This window comes from Neobacillus sp. YIM B06451, assembly GCF_032667185.1.
Taxonomy (GTDB): Bacteria; Bacillota; Bacilli; order Bacillales; family Cytobacillaceae; genus Bacillus_D.
Window position 1 is genome coordinate 1 of sequence record NZ_JAVFKJ010000003.1, and the last position, 26847, is coordinate 26847.

27 protein-coding genes, 4 pseudogenes and 2 riboswitches are annotated in these 26847 nt (G+C 43.6%); of the genes and pseudogenes, 24 read left to right on the forward strand and 7 right to left on the reverse strand.

The window, feature by feature from the left end; translation table 11 throughout:
* Positions 1 to 193 precede the first annotated feature (193 nt).
* A complete protein-coding gene (locus RB160_RS07390; RefSeq protein WP_316569611.1) occupies positions 194 to 706 on the forward strand; it encodes a hypothetical protein in 513 nt (170 codons plus the stop codon).
* A 226-nt stretch (positions 707 to 932) separates the two neighbouring features.
* Here the strand turns inward: RB160_RS07390 and RB160_RS07395 are convergent, their stop codons facing one another.
* Positions 933 to 1664 (reverse strand): hypothetical protein, encoded by a 732-nt coding sequence (locus RB160_RS07395; protein ID WP_316569612.1) that lies wholly within the window; start codon positions 1662 to 1664, stop codon positions 933 to 935.
* Between the two features lie 219 nt (positions 1665 to 1883).
* Between RB160_RS07395 and RB160_RS07400 the strand changes: the two genes are divergently transcribed.
* The 3 genes from RB160_RS07400 to RB160_RS07410 all read left to right on the forward strand — a co-directional run bounded on the left by RB160_RS07400 (position 1884) and on the right by RB160_RS07410 (position 4644).
* Positions 1884 to 2285: a hypothetical protein gene (locus RB160_RS07400; RefSeq protein ID WP_316569613.1), complete on the forward strand. Its 402-nt coding sequence runs from the start codon at positions 1884 to 1886 to the stop codon at positions 2283 to 2285.
* Positions 2286 to 2437: 152 nt separating this feature from the next.
* Complete coding sequence (locus RB160_RS07405) at positions 2438 to 2647, forward strand: hypothetical protein (RefSeq protein ID WP_316569614.1); 210 nt, start codon at positions 2438 to 2440, stop codon at positions 2645 to 2647.
* A 173-nt stretch (positions 2648 to 2820) separates the two neighbouring features.
* Positions 2821 to 4644 (forward strand): TniQ family protein, encoded by a 1824-nt coding sequence (locus RB160_RS07410; protein WP_316569615.1) that lies wholly within the window; start codon positions 2821 to 2823, stop codon positions 4642 to 4644.
* Between the two features lie 283 nt (positions 4645 to 4927).
* Here the strand turns inward: RB160_RS07410 and RB160_RS07415 are convergent, their stop codons facing one another.
* On the reverse strand, positions 4928 to 5209 hold the full coding sequence (locus RB160_RS07415) for a hypothetical protein (protein ID WP_316569616.1): 282 nt from the start codon (positions 5207 to 5209) through the stop codon (positions 4928 to 4930).
* 378 nt (positions 5210 to 5587) lie between these two features.
* Here RB160_RS07415 and RB160_RS07420 point away from each other — a divergent pair, with 378 nt between their 5' ends.
* Genes RB160_RS07420 through RB160_RS07460 form a run of 9 tightly spaced genes read left to right on the forward strand, consistent with a single transcriptional unit; the run spans position 5588 to position 9565 of the window.
* Positions 5588 to 5893 (forward strand): hypothetical protein, encoded by a 306-nt coding sequence (locus RB160_RS07420; protein WP_316569617.1) that lies wholly within the window; start codon positions 5588 to 5590, stop codon positions 5891 to 5893.
* Entirely contained in the window at positions 5880 to 6911 is a 1032-nt protein-coding gene (comGB, locus tag RB160_RS07425) for a competence type IV pilus assembly protein ComGB (RefSeq protein ID WP_316569618.1), read from the forward strand. The genes RB160_RS07420 and comGB overlap by 14 nt, the downstream gene beginning before the upstream one ends.
* A 13-nt stretch (positions 6912 to 6924) precedes the next feature.
* Entirely contained in the window at positions 6925 to 7263 is a 339-nt protein-coding gene (gene comGC, locus RB160_RS07430; protein WP_316569619.1) for a competence type IV pilus major pilin ComGC, read from the forward strand.
* The gene (comGD, locus tag RB160_RS07435) at positions 7260 to 7700 is read left to right on the forward strand and encodes a competence type IV pilus minor pilin ComGD (protein ID WP_316569620.1); all 441 of its coding nucleotides are present in this window, start codon (positions 7260 to 7262) and stop codon (positions 7698 to 7700) included. The genes comGC and comGD overlap by 4 nt, the downstream gene beginning before the upstream one ends.
* Positions 7684 to 8016, forward strand: coding sequence for a type II secretion system protein (locus RB160_RS07440; RefSeq protein ID WP_316569621.1), 333 nt, complete (start codon positions 7684 to 7686; stop codon positions 8014 to 8016). Before comGD ends, RB160_RS07440 begins: the two co-directional genes overlap by 17 nt.
* Positions 7967 to 8440, forward strand: coding sequence for a competence type IV pilus minor pilin ComGF (gene comGF, locus RB160_RS07445; RefSeq protein ID WP_316569622.1), 474 nt, complete (start codon positions 7967 to 7969; stop codon positions 8438 to 8440). Before RB160_RS07440 ends, comGF begins: the two co-directional genes overlap by 50 nt.
* Positions 8440 to 8823: a competence type IV pilus minor pilin ComGG gene (gene comGG, locus RB160_RS07450; protein WP_316569623.1), complete on the forward strand. Its 384-nt coding sequence runs from the start codon at positions 8440 to 8442 to the stop codon at positions 8821 to 8823. The genes comGF and comGG overlap by 1 nt, the downstream gene beginning before the upstream one ends.
* 11 nt (positions 8824 to 8834) lie before the next feature.
* Positions 8835 to 9356, forward strand: a complete 522-nt coding sequence (locus tag RB160_RS07455; protein ID WP_316569624.1) for a shikimate kinase — start codon at positions 8835 to 8837, stop codon at positions 9354 to 9356.
* A 26-nt stretch (positions 9357 to 9382) separates the two neighbouring features.
* On the forward strand, positions 9383 to 9565 hold the full coding sequence (locus RB160_RS07460; protein ID WP_316569625.1) for a YqzE family protein: 183 nt from the start codon (positions 9383 to 9385) through the stop codon (positions 9563 to 9565).
* Between the two features lie 163 nt (positions 9566 to 9728).
* Here RB160_RS07460 and RB160_RS07465 read toward each other — a convergent pair whose 3' ends face one another.
* Together RB160_RS07465 and RB160_RS07470 are read right to left on the reverse strand one after the other, a co-directional pair.
* The gene (locus RB160_RS07465; RefSeq protein WP_316569626.1) at positions 9729 to 10523 is read right to left on the reverse strand and encodes a YqhG family protein; all 795 of its coding nucleotides are present in this window, start codon (positions 10521 to 10523) and stop codon (positions 9729 to 9731) included.
* Entirely contained in the window at positions 10501 to 12189 is a 1689-nt protein-coding gene (locus tag RB160_RS07470) for a DEAD/DEAH box helicase (RefSeq protein ID WP_316569627.1), read from the reverse strand. Before RB160_RS07470 ends, RB160_RS07465 begins: the two co-directional genes overlap by 23 nt.
* A gap of 330 nt (positions 12190 to 12519) precedes the next feature.
* Positions 12520 to 12607: riboswitch (glycine riboswitch) on the forward strand.
* A 3-nt stretch (positions 12608 to 12610) separates the two neighbouring features.
* Positions 12611 to 12692: riboswitch (glycine riboswitch) on the forward strand.
* Between the two features lie 162 nt (positions 12693 to 12854).
* On the opposite strand from RB160_RS07470, the gene gcvT reads away from it, so the two are divergent.
* The 3 genes from gcvT to gcvPB are packed head-to-tail and all read left to right on the forward strand — an operon-like array spanning position 12855 to position 16778.
* Positions 12855 to 13961, forward strand: a complete 1107-nt coding sequence (gene gcvT, locus RB160_RS07475; RefSeq protein ID WP_316569628.1) for a glycine cleavage system aminomethyltransferase GcvT — start codon at positions 12855 to 12857, stop codon at positions 13959 to 13961.
* A 17-nt stretch (positions 13962 to 13978) separates the two neighbouring features.
* On the forward strand, positions 13979 to 15325 hold the full coding sequence (gcvPA, locus tag RB160_RS07480; protein WP_316569629.1) for an aminomethyl-transferring glycine dehydrogenase subunit GcvPA: 1347 nt from the start codon (positions 13979 to 13981) through the stop codon (positions 15323 to 15325).
* Entirely contained in the window at positions 15318 to 16778 is a 1461-nt protein-coding gene (gene gcvPB / locus RB160_RS07485; RefSeq protein ID WP_316569630.1) for an aminomethyl-transferring glycine dehydrogenase subunit GcvPB, read from the forward strand. The genes gcvPA and gcvPB overlap by 8 nt, the downstream gene beginning before the upstream one ends.
* Before the next feature lie 190 nt (positions 16779 to 16968).
* Here gcvPB and RB160_RS07490 read toward each other — a convergent pair whose 3' ends face one another.
* Positions 16969 to 17352: a rhodanese-like domain-containing protein gene (locus tag RB160_RS07490; RefSeq protein ID WP_316569631.1), complete on the reverse strand. Its 384-nt coding sequence runs from the start codon at positions 17350 to 17352 to the stop codon at positions 16969 to 16971.
* Between the two features lie 196 nt (positions 17353 to 17548).
* On the opposite strand from RB160_RS07490, the gene RB160_RS07495 reads away from it, so the two are divergent.
* The 8 genes and pseudogenes from RB160_RS07495 (at position 17549) to RB160_RS07530 (ending at position 25254) form a co-directional block, all read left to right on the forward strand.
* On the forward strand, positions 17549 to 18382 hold the full coding sequence (locus RB160_RS07495) for a lipoate--protein ligase family protein (protein ID WP_316569632.1): 834 nt from the start codon (positions 17549 to 17551) through the stop codon (positions 18380 to 18382).
* Positions 18383 to 18737: 355 nt separating this feature from the next.
* Positions 18738 to 19556: pseudogene (locus tag RB160_RS07500) on the forward strand (ribonucleotide reductase N-terminal alpha domain-containing protein); the annotation flags it as partial.
* 324 nt (positions 19557 to 19880) lie between these two features.
* Positions 19881 to 20504 (forward strand): annotated as a pseudogene (locus RB160_RS07505) (vitamin B12-dependent ribonucleotide reductase); the annotation flags it as partial.
* A 218-nt stretch (positions 20505 to 20722) separates the two neighbouring features.
* Positions 20723 to 21706, forward strand: coding sequence for a PDDEXK family nuclease (locus tag RB160_RS07510; RefSeq protein WP_316569633.1), 984 nt, complete (start codon positions 20723 to 20725; stop codon positions 21704 to 21706).
* 9 nt (positions 21707 to 21715) lie between these two features.
* Positions 21716 to 22231, forward strand: a pseudogene (locus tag RB160_RS07515) (vitamin B12-dependent ribonucleotide reductase); the annotation flags it as partial.
* Positions 22232 to 22522: 291 nt separating this feature from the next.
* Positions 22523 to 23125 (forward strand): annotated as a pseudogene (locus RB160_RS07520) (vitamin B12-dependent ribonucleotide reductase); the annotation flags it as partial.
* 109 nt (positions 23126 to 23234) lie between these two features.
* Positions 23235 to 24260, forward strand: coding sequence for a spore photoproduct lyase (splB, locus tag RB160_RS07525; protein WP_316569634.1), 1026 nt, complete (start codon positions 23235 to 23237; stop codon positions 24258 to 24260).
* 109 nt (positions 24261 to 24369) lie between these two features.
* The gene (locus tag RB160_RS07530) at positions 24370 to 25254 is read left to right on the forward strand and encodes a patatin-like phospholipase family protein (RefSeq protein ID WP_316569635.1); all 885 of its coding nucleotides are present in this window, start codon (positions 24370 to 24372) and stop codon (positions 25252 to 25254) included.
* 25 nt (positions 25255 to 25279) lie between these two features.
* On the opposite strand, the gene RB160_RS07535 is transcribed toward RB160_RS07530, so the two are convergent.
* Positions 25280 to 25666 carry an SA1362 family protein gene (locus RB160_RS07535; protein ID WP_396954681.1) on the reverse strand — a complete coding sequence of 129 codons (387 nt, stop codon included), beginning with the start codon at positions 25664 to 25666 and terminating at the stop codon, positions 25280 to 25282.
* 57 nt (positions 25667 to 25723) lie between these two features.
* Positions 25724 to 26668: a DUF1385 domain-containing protein gene (locus RB160_RS07540; RefSeq protein ID WP_316569637.1), complete on the reverse strand. Its 945-nt coding sequence runs from the start codon at positions 26666 to 26668 to the stop codon at positions 25724 to 25726.
* Positions 26669 to 26847 lie beyond the last annotated feature (179 nt).

The following is a 26847-nucleotide window of genomic DNA, read 5'->3' on the forward strand; positions in this document are numbered from 1 at the left end:
AAGATGTGATGTTGAAGGAATAACACTTAATGGATAAGTTTTTTTTGAAGTAACTGTTGTCTTGATCTGAAAAGGATTAAGGCACCTATTTATTGAATTTCTTATTAAGCTAACGGGGCAGGTTTGTAGAAAAGGATAGCTGGAATTTACTTGGGGCAAAATACACCTAAATTTAATTTAAGGTGATGGTATTGTGAATATATTGCGTTGCTTTATACTTTTATTTTCATTGATTCTATTTAATGGCAATCCCGCAATAGCAGCCCCAAAACAACTCAATCTTTTAGAAAGCCAATTACTGTCTTTTATGAACGGTTTGCACGTAGGCGAACCGAACCAAGCCGTTGAATTATGGATATTAGGGGTAAATAATCGAAGCGGTGCTGTTCAATATGCGATGTTGTCCCCTTCGCTTCAAAAACAATCAAGGAGAAAATTTGAGGAAACTCGCTGGGTGACAGGTCAGTCAAGCCCTTCGGTTAGTAACTTTCGTTTTACCAAAGTAGAAAAGCTTAGCGAATCCAAAATTCGGTATACCGTTAAATACGATTTATGGGCATCATATGGAGATTTTGGTGGTGGGCAGAAGATAATAATCGTGGAAAAGAATTTGGAACCATTTAGAGAATATTGGTTTATTTCATCAATAACAACGAAATATAATCAATGGGAGGCATTTACTCCAGCCGAGACAGTTTTAAAATAGAGCATTGCAGTTAACAATCAAATAAAGGGCAAAGTTTTTGAATAAATACACTTAAACTATCGGGTGCGAATGTTTAATAAGAAATGCAAATAAAGCTTGGGGGCCATATCGGTCTCCAAGCTTCCTTATTTGGGTTAATTCACTAAACCAAACTGATTTCAAATCTAAAACCTTATAAATTACGTTTTTGCGCATCAAAACGAAACCGTATAATAAAAGCTCATTTTTACACGGATTCAATTTTGAAATTCACATGTTTTGTGAATTTGCCAGGTATAATGTCCTTATTCAATTCGTCAATTATTAATTGAATATCTTCTCGTATTCGGATTTTATAAATCCCATCTGGAGCTATGAATTGAACACCAATATCACAAATCTTGCTAACTGATTTTGTTTCAGATAATTCATCGAACATCGAACATATTTTTTTTAAAATGGCTATTATATCGCCATCAAACTCATGATAAAAAGAATATCTTCCTTCAAACTCATTTGCCCTTTCTGGATTCTCTAGATATTCCCATGGATACAAAACAAACAATTGATTAAAGGGTAGTAATTTAATTACCTCGCCAAAAAGCTCTTTGTTAAGTAGGCCAATCCTACAAAAAACCTTATCCCTTTCCTCCGACAGACCAATCCAGGACGCTGCTAACGCACTTTTATTAATTTCCTCTTCGAAACCAGGTCTGGACTCCATCGTCTCCATTATTGCTTGGGAATAAATCTCCTCGATTTGAGCAGGATTAGATATTTCTTCGGCCGCAAGGTTCTCCTTAAACGTATCAAGGAACCACCCCAACCCTACTCCTGAAGTCCAACCCATTTGGGGTAGATCCACTAGTTTTTCATTATCGTCATCATAGCCATATTCTGCATTTTTACCCCAGGAAATCCTCGTATCAGTAGCAATGATTGAAATGAATTCAGATACATAATTTATTACCACGCTCATTCCTTCACCATCCCAAGTTCATATATGTAATTATAAACTAACTATCTCTGGTTTTATTGTATGGTTGAATAAAATCCACCGAATTACCATGGTTATCCAGACAGCCAGATTAGGAAAATCAATACTCCCACTGTTTTCAATACTAAAATCCTTTATTTATCTGAAAATATGTATTTTGGTAGTATTTTAATAGGCTCATTAAGACGAGGAGGAAAATCCTTGGCTAAATATAATACAAATGAAGGGAATCCGTTAAATCCCAAAAATATACTAGAGGAAAGGGCAAGGGCCGTCTTCACAGAAGAGCAAATGTTTGTACGACGTAATGATGGTCGAACCCTTACCTTATCTGGTAGAGGGGTGAATGTCTTGAAAAGAAAAAAAACTTATGAAGAAATTGAAAGAGAAGTTCTTGAACACCAAAGAAGATTAATTGAAAAAGGCGTTTTGATGGATCCCAAATCAATTGATGTCGGCGGTTTCGTGAAATACTGCGAACACGAATATGGGATGGAAACAAATGAGTTTCATAGTTGGTATGAACAAAACGATTTTGAAGGAAATTCTGATATGAAATTTTGGTACGCTTTTACGAAAGACACTGAAGATGGAAAAATATAAATTTGAACAATTGAAAACCCTGATACCAAACGAAGTAGATTATTCCGAACTTATGTTCATTTCTGACTGTGATATTGATAATTATTTTGAAAAGTTGAAGGCAAAAGTGAACCAACAACTTGCGACATTGAATAGAAAAAAAGATATACAAATTGACAAGCACTTATGGATTTTTGAAAAAAGCTGCAATCGGAAAAGCGGTCATTTCAAAAGAAAAACACTTTGTACCCTACATTGTCTTTAATGTATTGCCGTTTGAAAGAAAGGAAGCTAGGGGTGCTTGTGTAGTGTATGTCTCGACCATTCTGAAGCTCAGTGTTGATAAGTCGACGGTTTTAATCGACCTTCTGTCTCAAAGATAGCGAACGGTAAAATAATATAAAAGTAATAGAAATTAAAAAAATATATAAATAAATATTTTACGTTTTTACAATAGTAAAGTCAATACCTTTCCAATAATTACCTGATGATAACTGCCCGAAACCCTTTTATACTGGGATATGCAAGAACAGTAAAAAAGGGGGGATGGATAATTATGAGGTTATTAAAACAAACCTACCCAAAAGATGGTGAAAGCCTATATTCCTTTCTACATCGCCTCGCGCTTACAAATTATTATCATCATTTGGGTTCCATTTTTCGAGATATTGGGTACAGCGCATACGAAAGCAGTTATTCCTATATCAAAAATAATTCGCCCTGGGGAAATTATTTAATCGAGTTTTTAAATAGTAACGGTCACAATATTGATGAATTGATTCTTAACCAATTCGATTCCCTTCTTGTTGCCAATGGTGTCGGTGGAACTGAAGAAGGCTTGCAGAGTCATCGTGTTTATAATAGGCTCTATACCAAATACTGCCCTCATTGCTTTAAGGATGACTTTTACCATAGGCTTCATTGGGAAATTACATTGCTTCCCGTATGTTCCAAGCATACCTGTTATCTTATCGAAAGATGCCCTAACTGCAAGAACAAAATCACAATGGGCCGCTTAATGACCGATAAGTGTTCTTGTGGAGAAGTGTTTTCTGAAGCAAATACGGAACAAGCACACAAAAAAGTTATGACGGTTCAAAATAAACTCCACAGTTTGATTACAGGAAAATCCCATTACATCAAAAGAAGCCTTGGAGATAAGTTGGACGTCGAAGAATTTTTTCAGTTGTTTTTCTTGTTCTGCCATTTAATCGATGGTTTGGATGCAAAACAGTTTTCACACTCGTCCGCATTCAAAGATGTTTCGAAATTTAATTTCAGCTTTAAATATAAGATAAAACGGTCAGTGAAAATGATGGCTTTCCAAACTTTTGTCGCTTACCAATTGGTGGTAAATCCTGAAAAGGAACTGGGAAAGGTATTTGAAACAATTAAGAATGTTTATGTTGAACGAACAGAACCTTACCACACCAAATATGGGTACATCAAGAAAATATTCAACCATTTAAAAGGGAAACCTTATCTTGAAATTTTCTCTAACGTAATGAATGATTCAAAAGATGTATATGTAAATCGTATAACAAGGGTTAAATTCAATAAGGAGAATAAAAGGTATATAACCATGGGTGAAGCGATTCACTTGATAAATAGCGAACACGCTACATTGTTGAACCTATGTAATAAAGGGATGATAAAATTCTCTCAAACCGAAAGACATGGCAAGCATTATACCCTAATCGAACGAAAATCAGTTATAGAATACTTGGAAATGAAGAAGAGATGTTTAACCCATTTCCAGGCAACTAAAATTCTTGGGTTAACATTTCACGCTTTAAACGCATTCATCAAAAAAGGCTCGCTGGTTCCAAAACACGGACCTGGATTTGATGGGTACGATTTGTGGTATTTTGAGAAGGATGATCTGAATCTTTTCCTGGAATCCATCACCTCTAAAGCGAGCCGTATCCCATCAAGAACAAATGAATGGATAACTCTTAAAGATGCCGTATATAAAGTTCGGTATCTGGAATTAGGCGTTACCGATTTGTTATTGAAAGTAAAAGAAGGGAACCTATCAGCAGCAATTCTCTCCAGCATAACCTCCCCAACATGCAGGGACTTGCTTATTTCCTTTAAAGATTTAAATAAACTAAGGGAAGATAATCTGAACGAACGGATCAACACACGAGGGTATAAACCCAAAGAGCTGCGAAAAGTTTTTAAAGTGGGGCAATACACAATTGAAGATTGGATCCATGATGAGATTTTAACCATTTCCCACTATGAAAAAAATGATAACGACTCCGTGACCCGCTATGTTGATAAAAACCAAATCATTCATTTGCTAAGAAAATCAAAAGGAATTTCCAAGCGTGATGCCATTAAATACTTGGAAGGATTACAGCTTTTACCTAAATAAAACAAAGAGGCTCTTACCCTAAAAAGCGGTTAAGAGTCTTTTTGTTAGTGTACTTATGCACCGTCAAGGCACAGGGTGTATCCTTCTCGCCATAGTTGCCATGCATGAGAAAAGTTTGCCATGGTATTAATTTACAAGCTAGCAAAAAAAACACGACAAAAGAAATTTTTGTCGTGTTTTTATCTAGACCGAGAACTATGTTGAAATAAGAAAATTTGATAAAAATGATGCAAATGAATTAAAACAAACAGATTATTTGAAGAATGGAATTTTTACATTAGAGTTATTGACTTAGCAGTTCGTTTATCTTATATAACAACATAGCATAGCGCTCAAAAAAACTTTCATAATAATAAAATATTCTCCATCGTTTTTCAATTACACAACTTCCTTTTTCTTGATAGGAAACATGCATATATTTTTCATCGACTAAGATAAAGATGTTCCCTGCTTCTCCATGTAATTCAATTTTAAAACCGTCACTTGATTTTTGAAAACCCTCTGATATTAGCATGTTCTCAATTGTATATCCTCCATGGCTGTCAAAATTATTAATTAGACTCATTGTGATCACCTCATTTAAGAATTTCCATTCTCAATAAAGTAAACCTTTAAAATCACGCCTAATATGTTCATATACACTTGGATTGGCACTCTTGCTGTCAGTCCATTTTGTTTTCAAGGCTCCCATTTACATGAGAGAAATTTGAATTTTAAAGCGATGAACTAATGAATAACAGCATTTTGTTTAATTTTATCTCAAAGTTCATGAACCGTGAGATAGCAAGAATTACACTTATCTCAACGACTTTGAACAAACTTCTTCCTGTCTCAAACTTGTGGAATTCTTGTCTCAACCATTCTGAAACCCGATGTTGATATATCAAGGGTTTCAACAACTATCCGTCTCAAAGATGGTGAATGATTACATCACGAGTTTGGGGTGAACTGGCTTGAGGTTGAGCAAACGCTTGTCGCCGTTACTGCCCAGCGGATTGTAGAATTAAATTGTCCTTATTGCAGTGGGGAATGTTCCCCTTTCTGCCATTCGAGCGGGGTAAGGAAAAGGGCGAGCGTCTTTGAGCTTCTTTCCGGAAAAGCCCTTGAAGCGGCCATTCTTTCCTCGAGGGGAGAAGCGGTAAAAGTGGAATACGAATACTTGGGCAAGGCGATCCGGAAGGGGATTGCACTCGGTTATATTAAAGAATCCGAATATGAAAGGCTGGTATTTTCCCATGAGGAATCGTAAATGGCCTTTAAAGGAACAGGCGGAATTCCTGAAAAAGGCGGGGGAGCTGCTCCAAAGGGGATACCACCTATCGGAAGCAATTGAATCACTGTCCTATCAGCTTCCGGGAACACGGAAGCGGGACCTGGAAGCCTGTTTAAGCCTTCTTAAAAATGGGGTCCCTTTCCACAAGGCTCTTGAAGATATGGGGTTTAACAGAGAGTTATCAGGATACGTCTTTTTCGCGGAGCAGCATGGCAACTTTGCGGACGCCGTGCTAGAAGGGAGCAAAGCCCTGCTCAATCGGGACCGGGATGCCAGGAAACTGATAAAACTAATGTATTATCCACTGCTGCTACTTGCCTTTACAAGTATTCTTCTTATTTTTGTCCAAAAGTCCCTCCTGCCCCGCTTTTCACTTTTATTTGTCTCCATGGGCCTGAAGGCCAACTTTTTCACTGTCTTTATTTCTACGATTGGACAAGCGCTCCCTATTCTCGGAGGAATTGTCTTAACGACGATATTCATTGGCGCTGGACTTTATCAATTTCGATTCAAAACCCTTCCAGTCCTAGTCCAAAGAAAGCTTCTCTTACGACTTCCATTCGCAGGAAGCGTCCTCAGAATCCTTCATACCCATTACTTTTCAATTCAATTGTGCTATTTGCTTTCAGGGGGACTTTCCGTTTTCGAAGCACTTTCTTTTTTCGTGGAAAATAAGAAACAGGAATTTTACAGTGAAGCGGCGGGGCTCATTAAAGAACAGCTTGCTAGTGGAGAAAGGCTCGAAGCGATCCTTGGTTCCATGCCTTTCTTTGAGGATGAATTACCAATGGTCGTCCGCCACGGGCAGGAAAACGGCAGGCTCGAGGAAGAATTGCGATTTTACAGCAAACATTGCCTCTCAAAACTTGAGGGGAAAGTAGAAAAAATGACCAGGACAATCCAGCCGGTTGTCTTCCTGGTAATTGCTTTGCTTGTCATTAGCATGTACATGGCAATCTTACTGCCCATGTTCCATATGCTTGACGGTATTTAAAGGAGGAGAAAAAATGAAGCGCATACTAAAAAACACTCAAGGTTTTACATTGGTTGAAATGATGGTCGTCATGCTTGTGATTACAGTTCTGCTCGTAATCACTATCCCGAATATTGCAAAGCATAATGAGAATATCAATACAAAGGGGTGCGAGGCGTATAAAAAAATGGTCGAAGCCCAAGTACAGGCTTTTGTGTTGGAAAAAGGGATGTATCCATCCTCGATCGGCGACCTGATTGCTGGCAATTACTTGCCTGAAAATGCGGGCGGCTGCCCAGGCGGTAAAACAAAGCTGACAATCGGCCCGAATGGGCAGATAATTGAAACAACGGAAGTTGCAGCAGCCAAATGATGGCGTCTGAAAAGGGTTTCAGCATGGCTGAAGCCCTAATTGTATTGGCGGGATTTCTGGCCATTTCAACAGCTAGCCTTGCTTTCACAATACCTCTTTATGAAACAGCCAAGAAGGAGGCATTCTTCAATGTTTTAAAGGCGGATCTTTACTATTCCCACCTCTATGCGATTTCACATCAGCGGGAAGTGACATTCAACATCGTACGGGATTCAAATTATTATTATTCACACGAAAGATTCGATATGCCGCTCGTCACAAATCGTAGGTACCCGAAGGAAATCAATATTACAAAAGGTTCCATGCCATTATCTTTTAAATTCCTTTTAGATGGGAATGTCAATATGTTCGGATCGTTCTTTATCTATGTTAATGAAGAGAAATACAAAATGACGATCCAAATTGGCAAGGGACGATTTTATGTTGCGGCGGAATAGTGGTTTTTTCCTTGCTGAGATGCTTTTATCTTTAACTGCCCTTGGAATAGCCGCCTTGTTCCTAATACCCTCGCTAGGTTTTCTTTGGGAAAAAGGTGAACGTATAAGCCTTGAAAAGAACGCCAGGCAGCTAATGTATTCCGAGCTGATCCGAACAGTCTCCGAAGGGTCGGGGCCGTTTTCCCGTATCGAGAAAATTGGTGTAACCAATTATACAATTTACATTAAGCAGTCTGGCAATGGGAGCAGGGAGGTTTGCGTAACTTATGAACATCCAGCCACATGGACAGGAACGGTTTGCGGATTTGTTGAATGAAAGAGGATTCAGCCTTGCAGAAATGCTCATCGCATTAGGAACTTTTTGCCTCATTGCCTATCTGCTCCTTCCTGCCGTATTGGTTATAGCAAGCAATAATAGCCATGCAGGCCATAGGCTGCAGGAAATGGAATGGGATGTTTTTTTAAATCAGGCGAAAAAGGAAGTAAGGATTTCGAGCTCTGCAGAAGTGGTTTCCGGGAGGCTGATATTGAAAAACGGGAATGATACAATTATTTATGAAAAGTATGGAAACCTGCTTAGGAGAAGGGTTAATTTTAGCGGACATGAGGTCCTAATCCAGAAGATTGCATCAGCCTCGTTTTCAAGGAATGGGCAAACCATCACCATTTTCATCAAAGATTTAAATGGTAAGGAATACAGAGGCAGAATCCAATCTTTCGTAAATTGGGAGGGTGGGTAATGCCTAAAGGCAATGGAGGATTCACCTATCCACTGACGTTGGCGGTCCTTTTGGCAATCTCTGTTACGCTCACAGCGGCATCGGAACTTTTGCTCATTCAAACAAGGATGGCAAAGGAGATTGAAACAATCCAAATCCAGGAATATTACATGATAAGCTCCTTGAAGAAAATTGAAAAATCCTTTCAGGAAGGAAGCGGAACTGCCGCAGGCGGGAGTTTTGCGTATCGAAGGGGCCTTGTTACATACACCGTTTCCACAGCATCGCCGGGTACCCTTAGGATCACAATTTCCGTTAAAGTAGACGGCGCAGTTCCTGTTGAGGGATATGGATATTATGACATTGCGCTTAAAAAGATGGTAAAATGGATGGAAAAATACTAACGGAGATGGATATGGAAACTATCATATTAATCGGATTCATGGGTTCGGGCAAAACAACAATCGGCAGGCTATTGGGGGAAAAGCTTGGCCAGAGGGTCATCGATACGGATGAGGAAATTGTCAGGCAGGAAGGGAAAAGCATAAGCGAAATATTTGCCGAATTTGGTGAAGATCGCTTCAGGGAACTGGAAACATCTGTGCTAAAAGCGCTTCCGGAACACGAGACAATAGTGGCGACAGGCGGGGGAGCCCCGCTTAAAGAAATGAATCGGCTCGTGATGAAAGAAAAAGGAATTGTCATCTTCCTCGACACCCCCTCTGAAGAAGTCCTTTTAAGGCTCAGGGACGACCACTCACGCCCTCTCCTTCAAGGCAATAAGGAAAAGGAAATCCGCGAGCGTCTAATCAGTAGGATGCCAATCTATCTGGAAACAGCGGATATCCGGATAGATACGAGCGGGAAAACGCCCGAAAAAATTACGGAAGAGCTAATCGCCAGTTTGAAAAAATGGGGGCAGGGGCATACTTGCTAACAGGGAACTGAAGGCAGGTGTGCTGATTGAAAACCAATGACTTTGTCCACTATATAGCCCAGTCGTTTGTAAAATATGCTGACCAGCCGAAAGATGAGCGGAAGAGGCTCCGCACAGCCAAAAAAGAGGCAAGGGCCTCCTTTTGGTACCGGTGGTTTGGCATTCTTCCTTATATCGTCTATCTAGGTGTGAAAAGAAAAAAACAATGAGAAACGGTAGATGCCGTTTCTCTTTGCTTTTTTGTAACTCCAGCCCCAGCGCCTAGTGCAATTCAGCCCTTGTACGATACATCAACTTCGATTCACGATTGCTCCTGCGCCTAAACTTATACGGGGAAGTCTATTGTTCAGCTAGTCGAAAACGCGCGCGCCATTAAGATATGGCATCGTCTTTTAGATAAAAAAGCCCCCCGTTGATGAGCGAAATAATCACCCTTGGTTCATACTGCTCCTGCAGGGCTTTTTTCTCAATTTGATAGCTTTCCGAATGTTCGTCTGATGAATCTTCATAAAAATGATTAAGGAGGCGCTCGTCCTTTTCCCATCTTTCTATCGCCGCTTCCGCCCAGGTGTGGTCTTCAAGCTCAATACCAGACCTTAAATAATTCTCCACCCTGATAAAGCCGCTCTTTGGCATGATTAGCGGGGAGATGGTATACGAATAATCAGGGATTTTCGGTGTTAAAGGGATGGAAAGCAGCCTATCATGAAAACCTTCAACAACTCTCCCGTTAATCAAATGGAGTCCAACAGACCTTAAAACATCCCTCTTTCGGTCGCATTTATAAGAGACTTTCACGTTCAGCACAAGCCATGGAAGAAGGGGAGTCTGCCTTCCCTCTTGATGGAGGTGGTATTGCCGGGTGAACCGCGAAAGCTTCTTTGCCGATTGAAAGATTTGGTGCAGGCGTGGAGAACCAAGATGAATATGCTCACCCTTCAAGTCGGGAGGGCATTTTTCCTGATCCGTAATAAACGTAACTGACATCGGGTTTGGGACGCCGCCTGTCTTTTCCAGGTAGTGCCAATAAAAGGGGCGGTTCATGAGTTCCTTATCAATTTCTTCTGTAAGCTGGACTGTTAGATGGCCATGGGAATGTTCGGTTACTTCACAGTCATTCGCCTGGAAATAATCCGCGAGAAACTTATGGATTTCCTGCAGCAGCATGCTGTGTTCCCTCCCTGTAACGATTCGCAAATTCAACCATCGATGCCAGGTTTTCCATTTTAATCCTCATTTCTCCCTCCGTTAAGGAATGGCCGAAAATATCGGCTAAGTGGTCCTCCATATTGCCCAGCTCCAGCTTTGCGAGAATATCGTCCAGCTCGCCAATCACCTTTTCGAACAAATGGATTTTTTCATACAAAAGCTTGAGGACGTGTTCTTCCATCGTATCCTTTACTGCAAAATTATAGATTATGACATCTTTCTCCTGCCCAAGCCGATGGACACGGCCAATTCTTTGCTCAAGCCTCATCGGATTCCATGGGAGGTCGAAATTGATAATATGGCTGCAAAACTGCAGGTTTATACCTTCGCCGCCTGCCTCGGTGGCAATTAACACTTGGGCGTGTTTTTGGAACAACTCCTTCATCCAGTCCTTTTTTCCCCTTTTAAAGCCCCCGCGGAAGGGAACCGAGCTGATGCCATGCTGCTTCAAGTACCATTGCAAGTAGAGCTGTGTAGCGCGGTATTCCGTAAATATAATTACCTTATCCCCAATCGTTTTGATTAATTCAAGGGCCTTTTCGGCTTTCGAGTTCCGGTCCACCCGGTTGACGAGACCAATCAGCTCATTTATTTTACTTTCGAATATGGCAGAAGGACCTTCTTTGCGGAGGAGCATATTTTTCAATGTGTAGTAAACCGCTTCCCTGCTGCTGCAAGCCTCGCGCTGCAAGGTAATAAAGGAGAATGCGCTTGTATGGACCCAATCCCCGGTTGAACGCAAATCCGTAATGGCATTATAAAGGCTTCGCTCCGACTCGGAAAATTCAATCGGAATGGTTTGGACATGCCGCTTTGTCCACTCGATGCCGGTATCGCCTCGCCGGTTCCGGATCATCACTTTATTAACAAGTTCCTTTAAATTCGCATCATCGGCAAGGGTACGTGAATCTTTCCTGTATTTGTCATAAAAGGATGACTCGTTTCCAAGATGCCCCGGTTTCAGAAGCGACACTAAATTGAAAATTTCCTCGATTTTGTTTTGAATCGGCGTTGCAGTCAGAAGGAGGCAGAATTTCTTTTTCAGGTTTTGGACAAATTCATAATTTTTCGTTTTGTTATTTTTCAATTTATGGGCTTCATCAATGATAACCATGTCATAGTCCTGTTTATAAACAAGATCCCGGTGAGGGGCCCTTTTGGCAGTATCGATCGATGAAACTACCACTTCGCATTGGTCCCACACGTATGCTTTTTTTTGGGTAACCGCCGGAATGTGAAATTTGGAATTTAACTCCACTGCCCATTGGGTAACGAGCGATGCCGGGACTAAAATCAGCACTTTTCTTACCAGCCCCCTAATCATATATTCTTTCAAAATTAAACCAGCCTCAATAGTTTTGCCAAGGCCGACTTCATCAGCAAGGATCGCTTTGCCATTCATATTTTCAACCACTTGCTTCGCGGCTTCGAGCTGGTGCGGGAGAGGGGTAAGCCCGGGAAGGTATTTTGGCGCCTGCAGCCCTTCAAATTCAGGAATCGCCAAATGCTGTTCAGCCGCATTAGCAAGCTTGAAAAGTTCCCAGTTCCCCCATGGGCCGTCCTGGCCGATCCTTTGCAGGAAATCGTCGTGCCAGGAAGTATCGATGTCAATTTGAACAGGCATGACGTTATGCTCCTTTCCAAAAGGTTGAGAGAATGCGCCAGAAACTGTAAACGCTTTCTTTTTTAGGGCCATCCCCGGCAAGAACCTATAAAACCGTTGCCCTTGCGACTGGTTTAATGGTAGGATGGAGGTAGTTTTAAAAGTTTCAATTATTGCAACAATCTCCGCTCTCACTTGTTTTCCGCACTGCGGGAAGGCTTTCGCCAGACCGGTACAGTAAAGGGAATGCGGTGGACCAGGCTCCGCATATTCATGCACAGCCGGGAAATCCCAATCTTGAAGTTTCGCTGAATGTTAGTATAGCCCGTTTTAAAAATATTATAATAGCGGATGATAACAAGGGGAGAGACTACGCCAGTAGCGCCGAAGGAGCAAGCAATTATGCGAATCTCTCAGGCAAAAGAACTCTTGTTGGACGCAGCTCTGGAGAGCGCTTTACATAGGATGAAGCCACCAAAGGGGAAAACCTGCCAACAGGTAAACTTTCAGGTGAAAGGACAGAGACCTCTCTAACATTTAGGGGAGGGCTCTGTCCTTTTTTGCAGGGAAAAGATTTTTCCGTCAAATATGAGGAAGTAATTGGACAAACTGGGCCAGTGGATGAGGGATTGTTTGTGGGAAAATTGAAACTTGTTGAGAAATCATCAAAGAAGGGGGATTAAAGTATGGCAGAACTCAAGCGGACGCCGCTATTCGAGGTGTACAAGGAATACGGCGGAAAAACGATTGATTTTGGCGGCTGGGAATTGCCCGTCCAATTTTCAGGTATTAAGGAAGAACATGAGGCTGTAAGGACGAAGGCTGGATTATTCGATGTTTCCCACATGGGTGAAATCGAAGTGAAAGGGCCAGACAGCCTGAAGTTTTTACAAAAAATGATGACAAATGATGTTTCTAAGGTACGGGAAGGGGCAGCTCAATATACAGCGATGTGCTACGAAAACGGTGGCACGGTTGATGATTTGCTCATTTACAAAATGGGGCAGGACCATTTCCTGCTTGTAGTCAATGCTTCCAACACGGATAAAGATTATGAATGGCTAAAGGAACATCTAGAAGGCGATGCCACAGTGGAAAACCTTTCTGATAAATACGCCCAGCTTGCCATCCAAGGCCCTCTTGCAGAGAGTGTCCTTCAAAAGCTTGCCAAGGAAGACAACCTCTCCGATATTGGTTTCTTCAAGTTTAAGGATGGAGTCGACCTGAATGGCGCGAAAGCCCTTGTCTCCAGGACAGGATACACAGGGGAGGATGGTTTCGAAATTTATTGCGACCCTGCCGATGTAGTAAACCTGTGGAATGCCATCCTCGAAGCAGGTAAGGCAGAAGGAGTGCTTCCATGCGGCCTTGGCGCCCGTGATACTCTTCGTTTTGAAGCGAACCTTGTTCTATACGGCCAGGAATTATCACCGGAAATTTCTCCTCTTGAAGCAGGAGTAGGCTTTGCCGTAAAGCTGAATAAAGAAGATAACTTTATCGGCAAGGAAGCGCTTAAGCAACAAAAAGAAAATGGCCTTCAAAGGAAGATTGCCGGAATCGAGATGATCGACAGAGGCATACCGCGCCATGGGTATCCGGTTTACTCAGGCGATGAACGGGTCGGCGAGGTTACGACCGGGACCCAATCCCCGACTTTGAAGAAGAATGTCGGCCTAGTCCTGATCAACACTGAATTTGCCGGATTGGATAACGAAGTCGAAGTTGAAATCCGCGGCAAAAAGCTGAAAGCGAAAATAGTGCCAGTACCTTTTTACAAAAGAGAAAAGAAATAATTAGGGGGGGAATCCTTATGAAACACCGCTATTTACCTATGACGGAACAAGACAAAGCGGCCATGCTTGAAGCGATTGGCGTCGATTCCGTTGATGAGCTTTTTAAAGATATACCAGAAAAGGTTCGTTTCCAGGGTGAATACAAGATTAAACCCGCAAAATCCGAAACGGAGCTAATGAAAGAGCTTGCCGAGCTTGCAGGCAAAAACGCGGACTTCAAAAGCCATGCTTCCTTCCTTGGCGCGGGGGTCTATGACCATTACATGCCTGTCATTGTCGACCATGTCATTTCCCGCTCTGAGTTTTATACGGCTTATACTCCTTACCAGCCGGAAATTTCCCAGGGGGAACTCCAGGCAATTTTTGAGTTCCAGACAATGATTTGCGAGCTAACAGGCATGGATGTAGCGAACTCGTCTATGTATGACGGAGGGACCGCCCTCGCAGAAGCGGCGATGCTTAGCGCCGGGCAGACACGCAGGAAGAAAATCCTCATATCGGAAGCTGTCCACCCGGAATCCCGCGAGGTTGTAAAAACCTACGCGAAGGGGCAATACATTGAAGTGGTGGAAATTCCGGCAAAGGACGGACTGACCGACCTGGATGCCTTGAAGGAGCTAGTGGGAGGGGATATTGCCGCTGTTATCGTCCAGTATCCAAACTTCTTCGGCAGAATTGAACAGTTGAAGGAAATTGAAGAAATCGCGCATGAGCATAAGTCAATGTTTGTTGTTTCAAGCAATCCGTTGGCATTGGGCGTGCTTACTCCTCCGGGCAAGTTCGGGGCTGATATCGTTGTGGGTGACGCGCAGCCGTTTGGGATTCCTGCCGCTTTTGGAGGCCCGCATTGTGGGTATTTTGCCGTAACTGAAAAATTGATGAGGAAGGTTCCTGGAAGGCTTGTCGGCCAGACCCATGACGAGCAAGGGCGCCGCGGCTTTGTACTGACACTCCAAGCCCGTGAGCAGCATATCCGCCGCGACAAGGCGACATCCAATATTTGCTCGAATCAGGCTTTGAACGCTCTGGCCGCTTCCGTCGCAATGACAGCCCTTGGCAAAAAAGGCGTTAGGGAAATGGCGGCTGCCAATATCCAGAAAGCGCACTATGCGAAAAAAGCATTGAAGGAAAATGGCCTTGAAATCGTCATGGATGGCCCGTCCTTCAATGAATTCGTCATTAAGCTCAATAAACCAGTTAAGGAAATCAACCAGGCCCTTCTCCAAAAAGGGATTATAGGCGGCTATGACCTTGGCCGTGATTATAAGGATTTATCAGGCCACATGCTTGTCGCTGTGACAGAGCTGAGGACCAAGGAAGAAATTGATACATTTGCTAAGGAATTGGGGGATCTGCATGCATAACCAGGACCAGCAGCTAATTTTCGAGGTAAGCAAACCAGGCCGTATCGGCTACAGCCTGCCGGAAATGGATGTTCCCGAGCTTGATTTGAACGGACTTCTCCCGGTTGGCTATGTACGCGAGGAGGAACCGAATCTTCCGGAAGTATCCGAACTCGATATTATGCGCCACTATACTGCGCTTTCGAAGCGCAACCACGGTGTGGATTCAGGCTTTTATCCGCTTGGATCATGTACAATGAAATACAATCCGAAAATTAACGAAAATGTTGCCAGGTACAGCGGTTTCGCCCATATCCATCCGCTCCAGGACGAAAGCTCCGTACAGGGCGCGCTTGGCTTGATGTATGACCTGCAGCAGCATTTAATCGAAATTACCGGAATGGACGAAGTAACACTCCAGCCGGCTGCCGGGGCTCATGGGGAGTGGACCGGATTAATGATGATCCGCGCATTCCATGAAGCCAACAATGATGTGAAGAGGACAAAGGTTATTGTCCCTGACTCCGCTCATGGCACGAATCCAGCATCGGCGACTGTGGCCGGTTTTGAAACAGTTACCGTTAAATCTGATGAAAACGGCCTCGTGGATTTGGATGATCTTCGCAGGGTTGTCGGTGAGGACACGGCCGCACTAATGCTAACCAATCCGAATACGCTTGGTCTTTTTGAGGAAAACATCCTTGAAATGGCGGAAATTGTCCATGGTGCCGGAGGAAAGCTCTATTACGATGGCGCGAACTTGAACGCCGTCATGTCAAAGGCACGTCCTGGAGATATGGGCTTTGACGTTGTCCACCTGAATCTCCATAAGACATTCACTGGCCCACACGGAGGCGGCGGCCCTGGTTCAGGCCCTGTCGGTGTCAAGGCTGATCTAATTCCGTACTTGCCAAAGCCGGTATTAACCAAACGCGACGACAAGTACGTATTCGATTATGACAGGCCGCAGTCAATCGGCCGCGTCAAGCCGTTCTATGGGAACTTTGGCATCAATGTCCGTGCGTACACATACATCCGCTCCATGGGACCGGATGGACTGAAGGCCGTAACCGAGTATGCCGTGTTGAATGCAAACTATATGATGAGAAGGCTGCAGCCGCATTTTGACCTTCCATTCGACCGCCACTGCAAGCACGAATTCGTATTGAGCGGCCGCAGGCAAAAGAAGCTGGGCGTCCGTACGCTGGATATCGCAAAGAGGCTCCTGGATTTTGGCTACCACCCGCCAACCATTTACTTCCCGCTTAATGTCGAGGAGTGCATTATGATTGAACCGACTGAAACGGAGTCGAAGGAAACCCTCGACGGATTCATTGATACAATGATCCAGATTGCAAAGGAAGCAGAGGAGAACCCTGAGATCGTCCAGGAGGCACCGCACACGACTGTAGTTGGAAGGCTGGATGAAACAACAGCTGCAAGGAAGCCGGTACTCCGCTACCGCCCTGAATAAAAGAAAAGCGGCAGGCACTAGACAAAAATCAAACAATTATTACCTTTAAAAAAGCCCGCACAGACAATTGTGCGGGCTTTTCCTATCGCATCAAGTATAAGATAGTCGTACTGTTTATTACAGTCTTTCGCCATATTACGATGTTTTCCAAGAACAAAGGGCCTCCTGCATTTCTGCAAGGGCCCCGGTCTTATTTCTTCGCTTTAATTTTTCCGGACCATTTCTTGAATCCGCCTTCAAGCTGGCTTAAATCCTTATAGCCTTTCCTATAGAGGAATTGCGCCGCACGGCCGCTGCGCATTCCGCTTTGACAATATAAATAAACAGGCAGGTCAGGACGAATTTCCTTTATGCGTGTTTTCAATTGGGATAGCGGGATATTCCTTGCGCCAAGGATATGGCCTGCATTGAATTCATTCGGCTCGCGCACATCGATTAGCTGCGCTTTCCGGTAACCAGCGCGGAACTCGTCCTCCGATAGCGTTTTGACGATTTTGCGCTGATAAAGCCACATGATGACCGAGTAAACAATGAAACCGGCAATCAATACTAGCGTAAAATAGAGTGGACTCACGTTTAAGTACCCCTTTCAAGCTTTGCTGCAACAACAAGTACTATTATATAAGCCAAAGCTTGCTACAGTAAAGGGTAATCCCCAAATTCTTTTCCCGCTGCTTTTTTTGGCAATTCATCCTGCTATGATTTTCAATATCATTCTGATAGACTAAAAATCGCGGCATTAACTAGTTAACCAGTAAAGAAGGGCTGTTATGAAGGAAAAATGGTATTTCATTGATTCAGGGGCTTGTTCTCCTTCCTTTAACATGGCACTCGATGAAGCGCTGCTGGAGTGGCATAGCAAGGGGGAATTGCCGCCTGTGATCCGTTTTTACGGTTGGAATCCTCCAACCCTCTCAATCGGCTATTTTCAAAAAGCTGAAAAGGAAATTAATTTGGATGCTGTCCGTGAACATGGACTTGGTTTTGTCAGGAGGCCAACAGGGGGCAGGGGCGTACTGCACGAAAATGAGCTTACATACAGTGTGATTGTATCGGAAGGCCATCCGAAAATGCCTGCGTCGGTTACAGAGGCGTACCGTGTCATTTCGGAAGGTATCCTGCATGGGTTCAGGAATTTGGACCTCGACGCCAATTTTTCCATCCCGAAAACGGAAGAAGAGAAGGATTCGCTCAAACAACCTAGGTCGTCCAATTGCTTCGATGCCCCAAGCTGGTATGAGCTTGTGGTAGAAGGGCGCAAGGTTGCAGGTAGCGCGCAGACAAGGCAGAAGGGGGTTATCCTCCAGCACGGTTCCATTCTGTTGGATCTTGATGAAGAGAAGCTTTTTTCACTATTCCACTACCCAAGCGAAAGGGTGAAGGACAGGATGATGGCTTCCTTCAAAAATAAAGCTGTAACGATTAATGAAGTTAGCAAAAAGCCAGTCAGCTTGGAAGAAGCGAAAGCTGCGTTCAAAAATGGATTTGAAACCGGCCTTGGGATTGAATTAGTTCCTTATCGCCTAACCGAGGCGCAGCGTTTGGAAGTAGAAAAACTTGCTTTGGACGTTTATGAGAACGATGAATGGAATTATAAAAGATAAGGAGCGGACTGCCGCTCTTTTCTTGTTATTTTGGTAAAAACTCCCTGTTCTTTATTGGGTTATTCCTGTGAAGAGCAACCTTCGAAATATGTCAAAATTAATTATCTCATGTAGAAATTCCTATTAAATCTCTCATTATCTCCGTTTTTTAATGAATTTTGATTTTGACAAAATTTTATTATTTTGCCTAATCCCCAATATATAGTAGTGATAAAAATATTTTAGGTACTATATATTGATTTTAGGGGTTTCGTTGTGATAGGTTTAGGGTATTCCAAATGAACAACTGGACATAACATAACAGCCAAGATTTCGACAAAAAGAAAAGATACTATTTGTACAAGGAGATGTGATCATGTCTGTTGCGTTGAGAAAAAAACTAAATATTGATTTTGAAAGGCTGAATGAGGATATCCGCCTATTTCCACAGGTTCACCCTGTTACGCCGGATATGCACCTTACCCATAAGGGTGTGTCCCGCCTGGTCATGCTCGACAGGTACACATTCAAGGACACCGAAAAGATTACCCTGACAAAAGGTGACTTCGTTGTTTTGACCGTGAAAGAGGACCCAAAATTCCCGGCAAGGGGACTAGGCTATATCCTGGAGATCGACTGGGAAAAGAAAACCGCCCAAGTGATGGTGGAAGAGGAGTATCGCGGGGTTCTTGACACACCTGAGGAAGTCACCACCGGCGTCATTACAAGGTCGCTCGACGTGATTGAAAAGCCTCTTGAAATCTTTTATGAGCAGATTGCTCTAAGAAACGCTACAGGCCTGGCATCAGTTGAAAAAACAGAAGAAAAAAGGCTTGAGTGGTTCAACAAGTTCTACGAAGAACTCGTGAACATGAACTTCATTCCTGCGGGTCGCGTACTTTACGGTGCAGGCGCCGGAACGGATGTAACATTCTTCAATTGTTACGTCATGCCTTTTGTCCAGGATTCGCGTGAAGGGATATCCGACCACAGGAAGCAAGTCATGGAAATCATGAGCCGCGGAGGCGGAGTCGGAACGAACGGTTCCACCCTAAGGCCACGCGCGACACTAGCCAGAGGGGTAAACGGAAAATCTTCCGGTTCTGTCTCCTGGCTCGATGACATCGCCAAGCTGACACATCTTGTTGAGCAAGGTGGGTCAAGACGTGGAGCGCAAATGATAATGTTGGCGGATTAAAAAGATGCACTAGTCCGCGTCGTTCAGAAAATGAACGGCTAGAAAACCGGGTGAATTGCGGGGAAATCCTTAGAGGCTGGCAAGCTACAACGTGACTGGAAACGGTGAGCGTGAATGCTTTAAAAATTGCCATGCATTGGACAATCCGCAGCCAAGCGCCATTGGGCATAGGTAATGGCGAAGGTCCAACGACTAGAAAGTGAGTCCCAACAATAAACTTTCATAAGCGCCCGGCCCCTAACAGGTAAAGCTGAGGGTGATGATATAGTCTAGTCCGGCTGCGAAATGCAGCGAAATATTCCGAAAGGAACGGTATGTACGTGGCATCCTGATATTATCGAATTCATCATTTCAAAGATGCAAAATCCTAGGATCCTAAGGTTCCTCATTGAAAACACAACCGATGAATGGATTCAGAAGCAGGCGAAAAACAAGCTTAAGTTCACCCCGCTCACAGAGCAGGAAAAGGCTATGTACCAAGGAATCATTAATTATAAACATATTCCAGGCTATGGTGGGTTCAGTGAAAGAATCATAGCTGAGGCGGAAGAAAAGCTTGCGGAAGGCGGCAATTACACCGTCCACAACCCTGAATTTTTAACAGGAGCAAACATTTCCGTAACCTTGACAAAGGACTTCATGGAAGCAGTCGAAAACGACGCTGAATATGAATTGCGTTTCCCAGCAGTTGAAAGTTACGACGAGGAAACGATGAAAATTTACAACGAAGAATGGCATAAAGTCGGCGATGTCCGCGAGTGGGAAAAAATGGGCTATAAAGTCCGTACTTATAAAAAGATTAAGGCAAAAGAACTTTGGAATCTGATTAACATATGTGCCACTTATTCGGCTGAGCCGGGAATCTTCTTTATCGACAATGCCAATGACATGACAAACGCCCAGGCGTATGGACAAAAGGTGGTTGCAACCAACCCGTGTGGTGAAGTAGCATAATTGCCTCACGTTAAAAACCGCGGAATTAAGCGGGAACCCTGAGATGGGAATCCGAACCGAAGGCTGTACTTAAAAGTTCAGTCAGGGGCAACGCATAGATGGTGAAACTCCAAGGAGAATATAATCCGTCCACGAGGCCGCGGCATTACACCCTCAATTAACATGATTTGGTATTGGATTTGTTGTAAAATGGTATTGGGGCGATAAGGGTGAATAGAGGGTATGCTGGTTTTTATAAGGGTCATTATTTAAGAAGTTCGTATGAATACGCATACGCAAAATACCTTGATTATCATTCAATACCATGGAGCCATGAAGACAGTACCTTTGATTTAGGGTATAAACTTTATAAGCCTGATTTCTTTATCTATGATCAGTACGGCAATCTAATTAAAATAATTGAAATAAAGTCCAGAAACAAAGAGGCGAAAATTGAAGCTAAAAGGGCATTGGATATTATCATTGAACGATACAACGTTGAATGTGAACTTATCTCTTATGAGGAATTGCTGAAACTTTATGAATCCTTACCATTTTCTTTGACTTCAACAATTACAGAATGGATAGTATCAAATAATACGACTATCCATAAGGCTGCTAATGGGAAGTTGAATGGACATTTTAATCTAAAGCATGGTAAAAATACCAAAAAGATAATAGGTGAACATACAAGAAAATTATGGGCTTCTGATAGTCCTGCGAGACGAAAAATGCTTGAAGGACTAAAGAAAAGTGGAATGAAAAAAGGATATATTAAAGTTCCTAGAGAGATAAGAATATGCACAGAATGCGTAAAAGAATTCAAAGTGTTGGTTACTTCTCCACAAAAGTTTTGTAGTCAATCATGTGCGGGAAAGGTTGCTATCAGAAATGCAACAGCCCGCTATATGGACAAGAGAAAATCCATACGTAATAGCTTAAAAGACTATATTGTAAAATGGTCCATTGACAACAAAGAAATCGTATTGGAAACCCCTTTGAATAAGATTAAACCTACGATGGAGCCTCTTGTAATTAATATCCAAAAGCAATTTGGAGTAAAGGACTTTAGAGTTATTTCAGGTGCCGTATTTGGTGAAGATCGTGGAAGAAAAGAATTAATTAGGTTTATGAAAGAGTGTGTAATGAAAAGCTATGCTGAGCTAACGGAAAATGAACCGTTAGAACCAGAGGATAAAAAGCCTCTGGGATAACAACAACTGGAACAGCCTCTCGCACCATATTCCGTCTGCAACTTGGCTGCGGTAAACCTTGCTGCGATGGCGGACAAAGAAACAAAGACAGTGAATTTTGAAAAACTGAAGAAGACTGTGGCAACCGGCGTAAGGATGCAGGACAACGTTATCGATTCGACTCCTTACTTCCTCGAAGCGAACAAGAAACAGGCTCTGGGCGAACGTCGCGTCGGGCTTGGAGTAATGGGCCTTCACGATCTATTAATATACTGTGAAACAGAGTATGGATCTGAGGAAGGAAACAAATTGGTTGATAAAGTGTTTGAAACCATCGCGGTAACCGCCTATAAGACTTCCGTCGAATTGGCGAAGGAAAAAGGAAGCTTCCCATTCCTCACAGGTGAAACAGAGGAAGAAACGAACCGCCTGAGGAAGGCGTTCACTGAAACAGGCTTTATGCAAAAAATGCCTGAAGAAGTCAGAGAAGCCATTATAGAAAATGGAATTCGAAATTCGCATTTATTGACCGTTGCACCGACGGGTAAACATATTGCCCCCTGCGATCGTAAGGCCGCAGCGTAAACTTGGCTATATGCGGGAAACTCTGGAGAATCTCTTGCTACCTAGGACTTGCCATCCTGCATTAAAGGTAAAAATGCAAGAGTGTAGGCAACTGCCTGCCAGACAATCCGCAGGGAAGTCGTGGCTGACCCCTCAACGACTACATGCCGAGCACCCAAATAATTGGTTGATGATATAGTCTGACCCATATGGCGACATATGGAGCGGGTACTAATAATCCTGCCCTCTACCAGGTAGAGAGTAACAAACGTGAGTACCGGTACAATGGTCGGAGTTTCAACTGGACTGGAGCCATACTTCTCCTTCTCATACTTCCGAAGCGGAAGGCTCGGAAAGTTCATTGAAGTAAAAGCGGATATCGTAAGCGAGTATTTGGAAAAGAATCCGGAAGCGGATCCGGAAAACCTTCCGCACTGGTTTGTAACCGCCATGGAGCTTGCACCTCAAGCCCATGCCGATGTGCAGTGCGTCATCCAGCGCTGGATTGACAGCTCCATCAGTAAAACGGTAAACGCGCCTAAGGGCTACAGCGTTGAACAGGTGGAAAAAGTGTACGAGCGCCTTTACAAAGGCGGAGCCAAGGGCGGCACGGTCTATGTTGATGGATCGCGTGATTCCCAAGTGCTTACCCTGAAGGCGGAAGAAAACACAGTTGATGATTCAGTTGAACTGAAACAAAAAAAGAAGCAGCATGTTGTCCTTGTCGACACAATTAGCGACCTTCGTTCCACTGATGTAACAATCGGCTCGGAAGTCGGCAACACATGCCCGGTTTGCCGCAAAGGGAAAGTAAAGGAAATCGGCGGCTGCAATACATGCACAAACTGCAATGCGCAGCTGAAATGCGGACTATAAATTAATAAAGAAGAGGATGGAAAAATTTTTCCGTCCTCTTTTTTTGTTTCCGCCCTTTCTTTTGCCAATACTATTTTAAATGCATTTTGCAAAAGAAAGGGGCCGTAAGATGAAGCCATTTATGCCACAATTGGTTTATATCGAGCCGCAAGCATTGGAATATCCGCTAGGCAGGGAACTAAAGGAAAAGTTTGAAAACCTGGGGGTCGAAATCCGTGAAACCACTTCCCATAACCAGGTCCGGAACATTCCGGGTGAAAATGACCTGCAAAAATACAGGAACGCAAAGTCAACATTGGTTGTCGGCGTCAGGAGAACGCTGAAATTCGACACCTCGAAACCGTCGGCCGAATACGCCATCCCCCTTGCGACCGGGTGCATGGGCCATTGCCATTACTGCTATTTGCAGACGACTCTTGGTTCAAAGCCATATATACGGACGTACGTGAACCTTGATGAAATTTTTGAGCAGGCCCAAAAATATATGGATGAGCGCGCCCCGGAAATTACCCGGTTTGAAGCGGCCTGTACATCAGATATTGTTGGGATCGACCATTTAACGCATTCTCTCAAGAAAGCAATCGAGTTTATCGGAAAGTCGGAATTTGGGCAATTGAGGTTTGTGACAAAATACCAGCATGTTGACCATTTGCTTGATGCGGAGCATAATGGCAAAACCCGCTTCCGGTTCAGCGTTAACTCCCGTTTTGTCATCAAAAATTTTGAACCGGGCACCTCCTCTTTCGATGAGAGGCTGGAAGCAGCACGGAAGGTCGCCAACGCTGGTTATCCGCTAGGATTTATCGTCGCACCGATTTACAGGCATGAAGGCTGGGAGGAAGGCTACCATGAGCTATTCGAACGGCTCAGGGCGTCGCTTGATGGGGTTTTCATTAACAAGCTTTCGTTTGAAATGATCCAACACCGGTTCACAAAGCCCGCTAAAAATGTCATCCTGAAGCGCTATCCGAAAACAAAGCTTGAGATGGATGAAGAAAAACGGAAATACAAGTGGGGACGGTACGGGATTGGCAAATACGTTTACCCTACAGAGCAAGCCGCTGAACTTGAAAGGACGATTCGCGGATATATTAATGAATATTTTCCGGAAGCGGAAGTGCAGTATTTTACCTAATTCATCGTTCTGATAAGCAAAAATGAAAATTTTCAATTTGTCCACGGTACTATATTGGAAGGAAGCCGCTTAAAGATGTAGGAGGAATACATCGACAGGAGTGGCTTCCATGCTGATTGACGGCGTTTTTTCCGGTGGCGGAATAAAGGGTTTTGCTCTGGTTGGTGCCTATGAAGCAATTGAGAGGCGAGGATTCAGGTTTTGCAGGGTGGCAGGTACGAGCGCAGGGTCAATTGTGGCGAGCCTGATTTCCGCGGGGTACACAAGCGGGGAAATGCGTGGCCTGCTTGACGAACTTGACCTTTCCGATTTATTGGATTCCAGGAAGCTGCTTATCCCGGGCCCGGTGACAAAATGGATTCTCCTTTATTGGAAATTAGGCTTATATAAGGGGGAAGCACTCGAACAGTGGTTAGCTGAGAAACTTGCGATAAAGGGGTTGCGGACATTTGCCGACCTTCCCCATCAAGCGCTGCGCGTCGTCGCTTCCGATTTAACTAACGGTAAGATGATCATCCTTCCCGATGACCTGCCGAAATACGGAATTGCTCCCGAAGCTTTTCCGGTTGCGAAAGCGGTCAGGATGAGCTGCAGCATCCCCTATTTTTTTGAACCGGTCAAGCTGGCAGGATTGGGAGGAAAAAACATTGTTGTTGACGGTGGGGTATTGAGCAATTTTCCAATGTGGCTGTTTGATACGGAAAACGTAAAAAAGGTAAGGCCGGTTCTCGGGATCCAGCTAAGCCATGAGCCTGAGAACCATCCGAAACACAAAATTAAAAATGCCATTCATCTCTTTGAGGCGCTGTTTGAAACGATGAAGGATGCCCACGATGCAAGATATATCTCAAGGAAACACGCAAAAAACATTATTTTCATTCCGACGGCTGGGGTGGCCTCCACGGAGTTTGGGCTAACAGCAGAGAAAAAAGAGAAGCTGATCAGCCATGGCCGGCTATGCGCCGAGAACTTTTTTAAAAAATGGAGCTATTAATCTCGAAAAAGAAAAACCGGATTTCCTAAAAGGAAGCCCGGTTTTTCTTTTTGCCTTTTTTTCCTTCTATTACGGTCAGGTGTGCCGCTGTTTTCTTTTTCGGCTTCCTTAATGATGCGAGTGAACCATGGACCACATTACGCCCGGCAGAGTCATTTTTATGTCCGTTCCGTTTTCTTGATTCCCTGGCAGCTTTGAGGAATTGCCGTTGCTCTTTTCTTGCGGGACCGGGGCCGGCTCCCATAAATCGGCGGAAAACTAAATATAGAATAAAGCTGATCAAAACAATGAGTGCGATTTGCCTGATAAAGCCTGCAGGGTTATCGACAAGCATACCGATCATGCCAATTGCCGCCAGAAGTATAAGCGCGCCCGCAAAAAGAACGGATTTCCGTTTTTTCAAAATAGCCACCTCCCTAAGAGCATCTTAAGCATATTCCCCCGATTTTAAACACACGCCAAAAGGAATTTAGACAATTTCTTCCGTCTCTTTTGTAACCTCACTATCCTTTTCCATTTTTAGAAGTTCGTTAAACGAGAGGATGGCAATTTCCACTTGGCTATCATCCGGTTCTTTTGTTGTCAAAAGTTGAAGCCACAGCCCTGGAAGCCCGAGCCACCTCAGTACAGGCACATCGCGAAGTTTATTCGTCAGCTGAAGGACTTCAAAAGAGATTCCTAGCACGACAGGGATGAGCGCGAGACGGTTTAAAAGGCGTACCCACAAGGGGTCAGCCGGCACCAGCAGGTAGACGAATACACCGACGATGACCGTGAATAAAATAAAGCTTGAACCACACCTGTAATGAAGGCGGGAGCTTGACTGGACGTTTTTTACCGTCAGCTCCAAGCCGCTTTCAAAGCAGTTGATTACTTTATGCTCCGCACCGTGGTATTGGAATACCCTTTTTACAAGAGGAGTAAGCGATACAGTATATATATATGCAAGAAGCAGAATCAGCTTGATAAGGCCTTCGATAAGGACCTGGGCAGGACGGTCAGGAAAAATCGGCGAAGCCAGGTGGGCCAGAAATGCAGGTATCATCGTGAATAGGAACTTCCCGAATAGGAAGGAGATTACCCCCACCGCCGCGACGCCAAGGTACATGGAAAGCTTGGAGGTTTCCTGCTTTTCAATCAATTCATCATCCTTCGGGTCTATATCATACCGTTCAGTGGAAAAATTCAAGTGCTTGGAGCCGTTTGCACTGGCCTCCACGATTGCGGCAATTCCTCGCAGAAAAGGAATTCTCTTAATAGAAGCGACAAACGGGTGTGTTTTGCGGGGCAGCCGGAAATAATCGACTGATCCATCTTTCCGCCTGACTGCCGTAACGTAGTGGTACTTTCCGCCAAACATGACCCCTTCAACGACTGCCTGGCCTCCGTATATTGGTTTATTTCCATTTGCCATTCTTACACCAACCTAATCATGAAGTTGCACACACAGCTCAGGCTGGATGTACTTCCTTTTATTTTACTAGAAAAACGCTAAAACAACTAGGTATGAGTTCCTAATCCTAATTAAAAAATGCTTATTATGAAGGAAAAGAGCATAAACGTACATACTAAGCCTGTCTGGTTAAATTTTTT

Excerpts from the sequence above, each read along its gene's own strand:
- RB160_RS07395 (WP_316569612.1), bottom strand. The coding sequence starts at position 1,664 with ATGAGCGTGGTAATAAATTATGTATCTGAATTCATTTCAATCATTGCT.
- RB160_RS07410 (WP_316569615.1), top strand. The coding sequence starts at position 2,821 with ATGAGGTTATTAAAACAAACCTACCCAAAAGATGGTGAAAGCCTATAT.
- RB160_RS07415 (WP_316569616.1), bottom strand. The coding sequence starts at position 5,209 with ATGAGTCTAATTAATAATTTTGACAGCCATGGAGGATATACAATTGAG.
- comGB (WP_316569618.1), top strand. The coding sequence starts at position 5,880 with ATGAGGAATCGTAAATGGCCTTTAAAGGAACAGGCGGAATTCCTGAAA.
- comGC (WP_316569619.1), top strand. The coding sequence starts at position 6,925 with ATGAAGCGCATACTAAAAAACACTCAAGGTTTTACATTGGTTGAAATG.
- comGD (WP_316569620.1), top strand. The coding sequence starts at position 7,260 with ATGATGGCGTCTGAAAAGGGTTTCAGCATGGCTGAAGCCCTAATTGTA.
- RB160_RS07440 (WP_316569621.1), top strand. The coding sequence starts at position 7,684 with ATGTTGCGGCGGAATAGTGGTTTTTTCCTTGCTGAGATGCTTTTATCT.
- comGF (WP_316569622.1), top strand. The coding sequence starts at position 7,967 with ATGAACATCCAGCCACATGGACAGGAACGGTTTGCGGATTTGTTGAAT.
- comGG (WP_316569623.1), top strand. The coding sequence starts at position 8,440 with ATGCCTAAAGGCAATGGAGGATTCACCTATCCACTGACGTTGGCGGTC.
- RB160_RS07455 (WP_316569624.1), top strand. The coding sequence starts at position 8,835 with ATGGAAACTATCATATTAATCGGATTCATGGGTTCGGGCAAAACAACA.
- RB160_RS07465 (WP_316569626.1), bottom strand. The coding sequence starts at position 10,523 with ATGCTGCTGCAGGAAATCCATAAGTTTCTCGCGGATTATTTCCAGGCG.
- RB160_RS07470 (WP_316569627.1), bottom strand. The coding sequence starts at position 12,189 with ATGCCTGTTCAAATTGACATCGATACTTCCTGGCACGACGATTTCCTG.
- gcvT (WP_316569628.1), top strand. The coding sequence starts at position 12,855 with ATGGCAGAACTCAAGCGGACGCCGCTATTCGAGGTGTACAAGGAATAC.
- gcvPA (WP_316569629.1), top strand. The coding sequence starts at position 13,979 with ATGAAACACCGCTATTTACCTATGACGGAACAAGACAAAGCGGCCATG.
- gcvPB (WP_316569630.1), top strand. The coding sequence starts at position 15,318 with ATGCATAACCAGGACCAGCAGCTAATTTTCGAGGTAAGCAAACCAGGC.
- RB160_RS07495 (WP_316569632.1), top strand. The coding sequence starts at position 17,549 with ATGAAGGAAAAATGGTATTTCATTGATTCAGGGGCTTGTTCTCCTTCC.
- splB (WP_316569634.1), top strand. The coding sequence starts at position 23,235 with ATGAAGCCATTTATGCCACAATTGGTTTATATCGAGCCGCAAGCATTG.
- RB160_RS07530 (WP_316569635.1), top strand. The coding sequence starts at position 24,370 with ATGCTGATTGACGGCGTTTTTTCCGGTGGCGGAATAAAGGGTTTTGCT.
- RB160_RS07540 (WP_316569637.1), bottom strand. The coding sequence starts at position 26,668 with ATGGCAAATGGAAATAAACCAATATACGGAGGCCAGGCAGTCGTTGAA.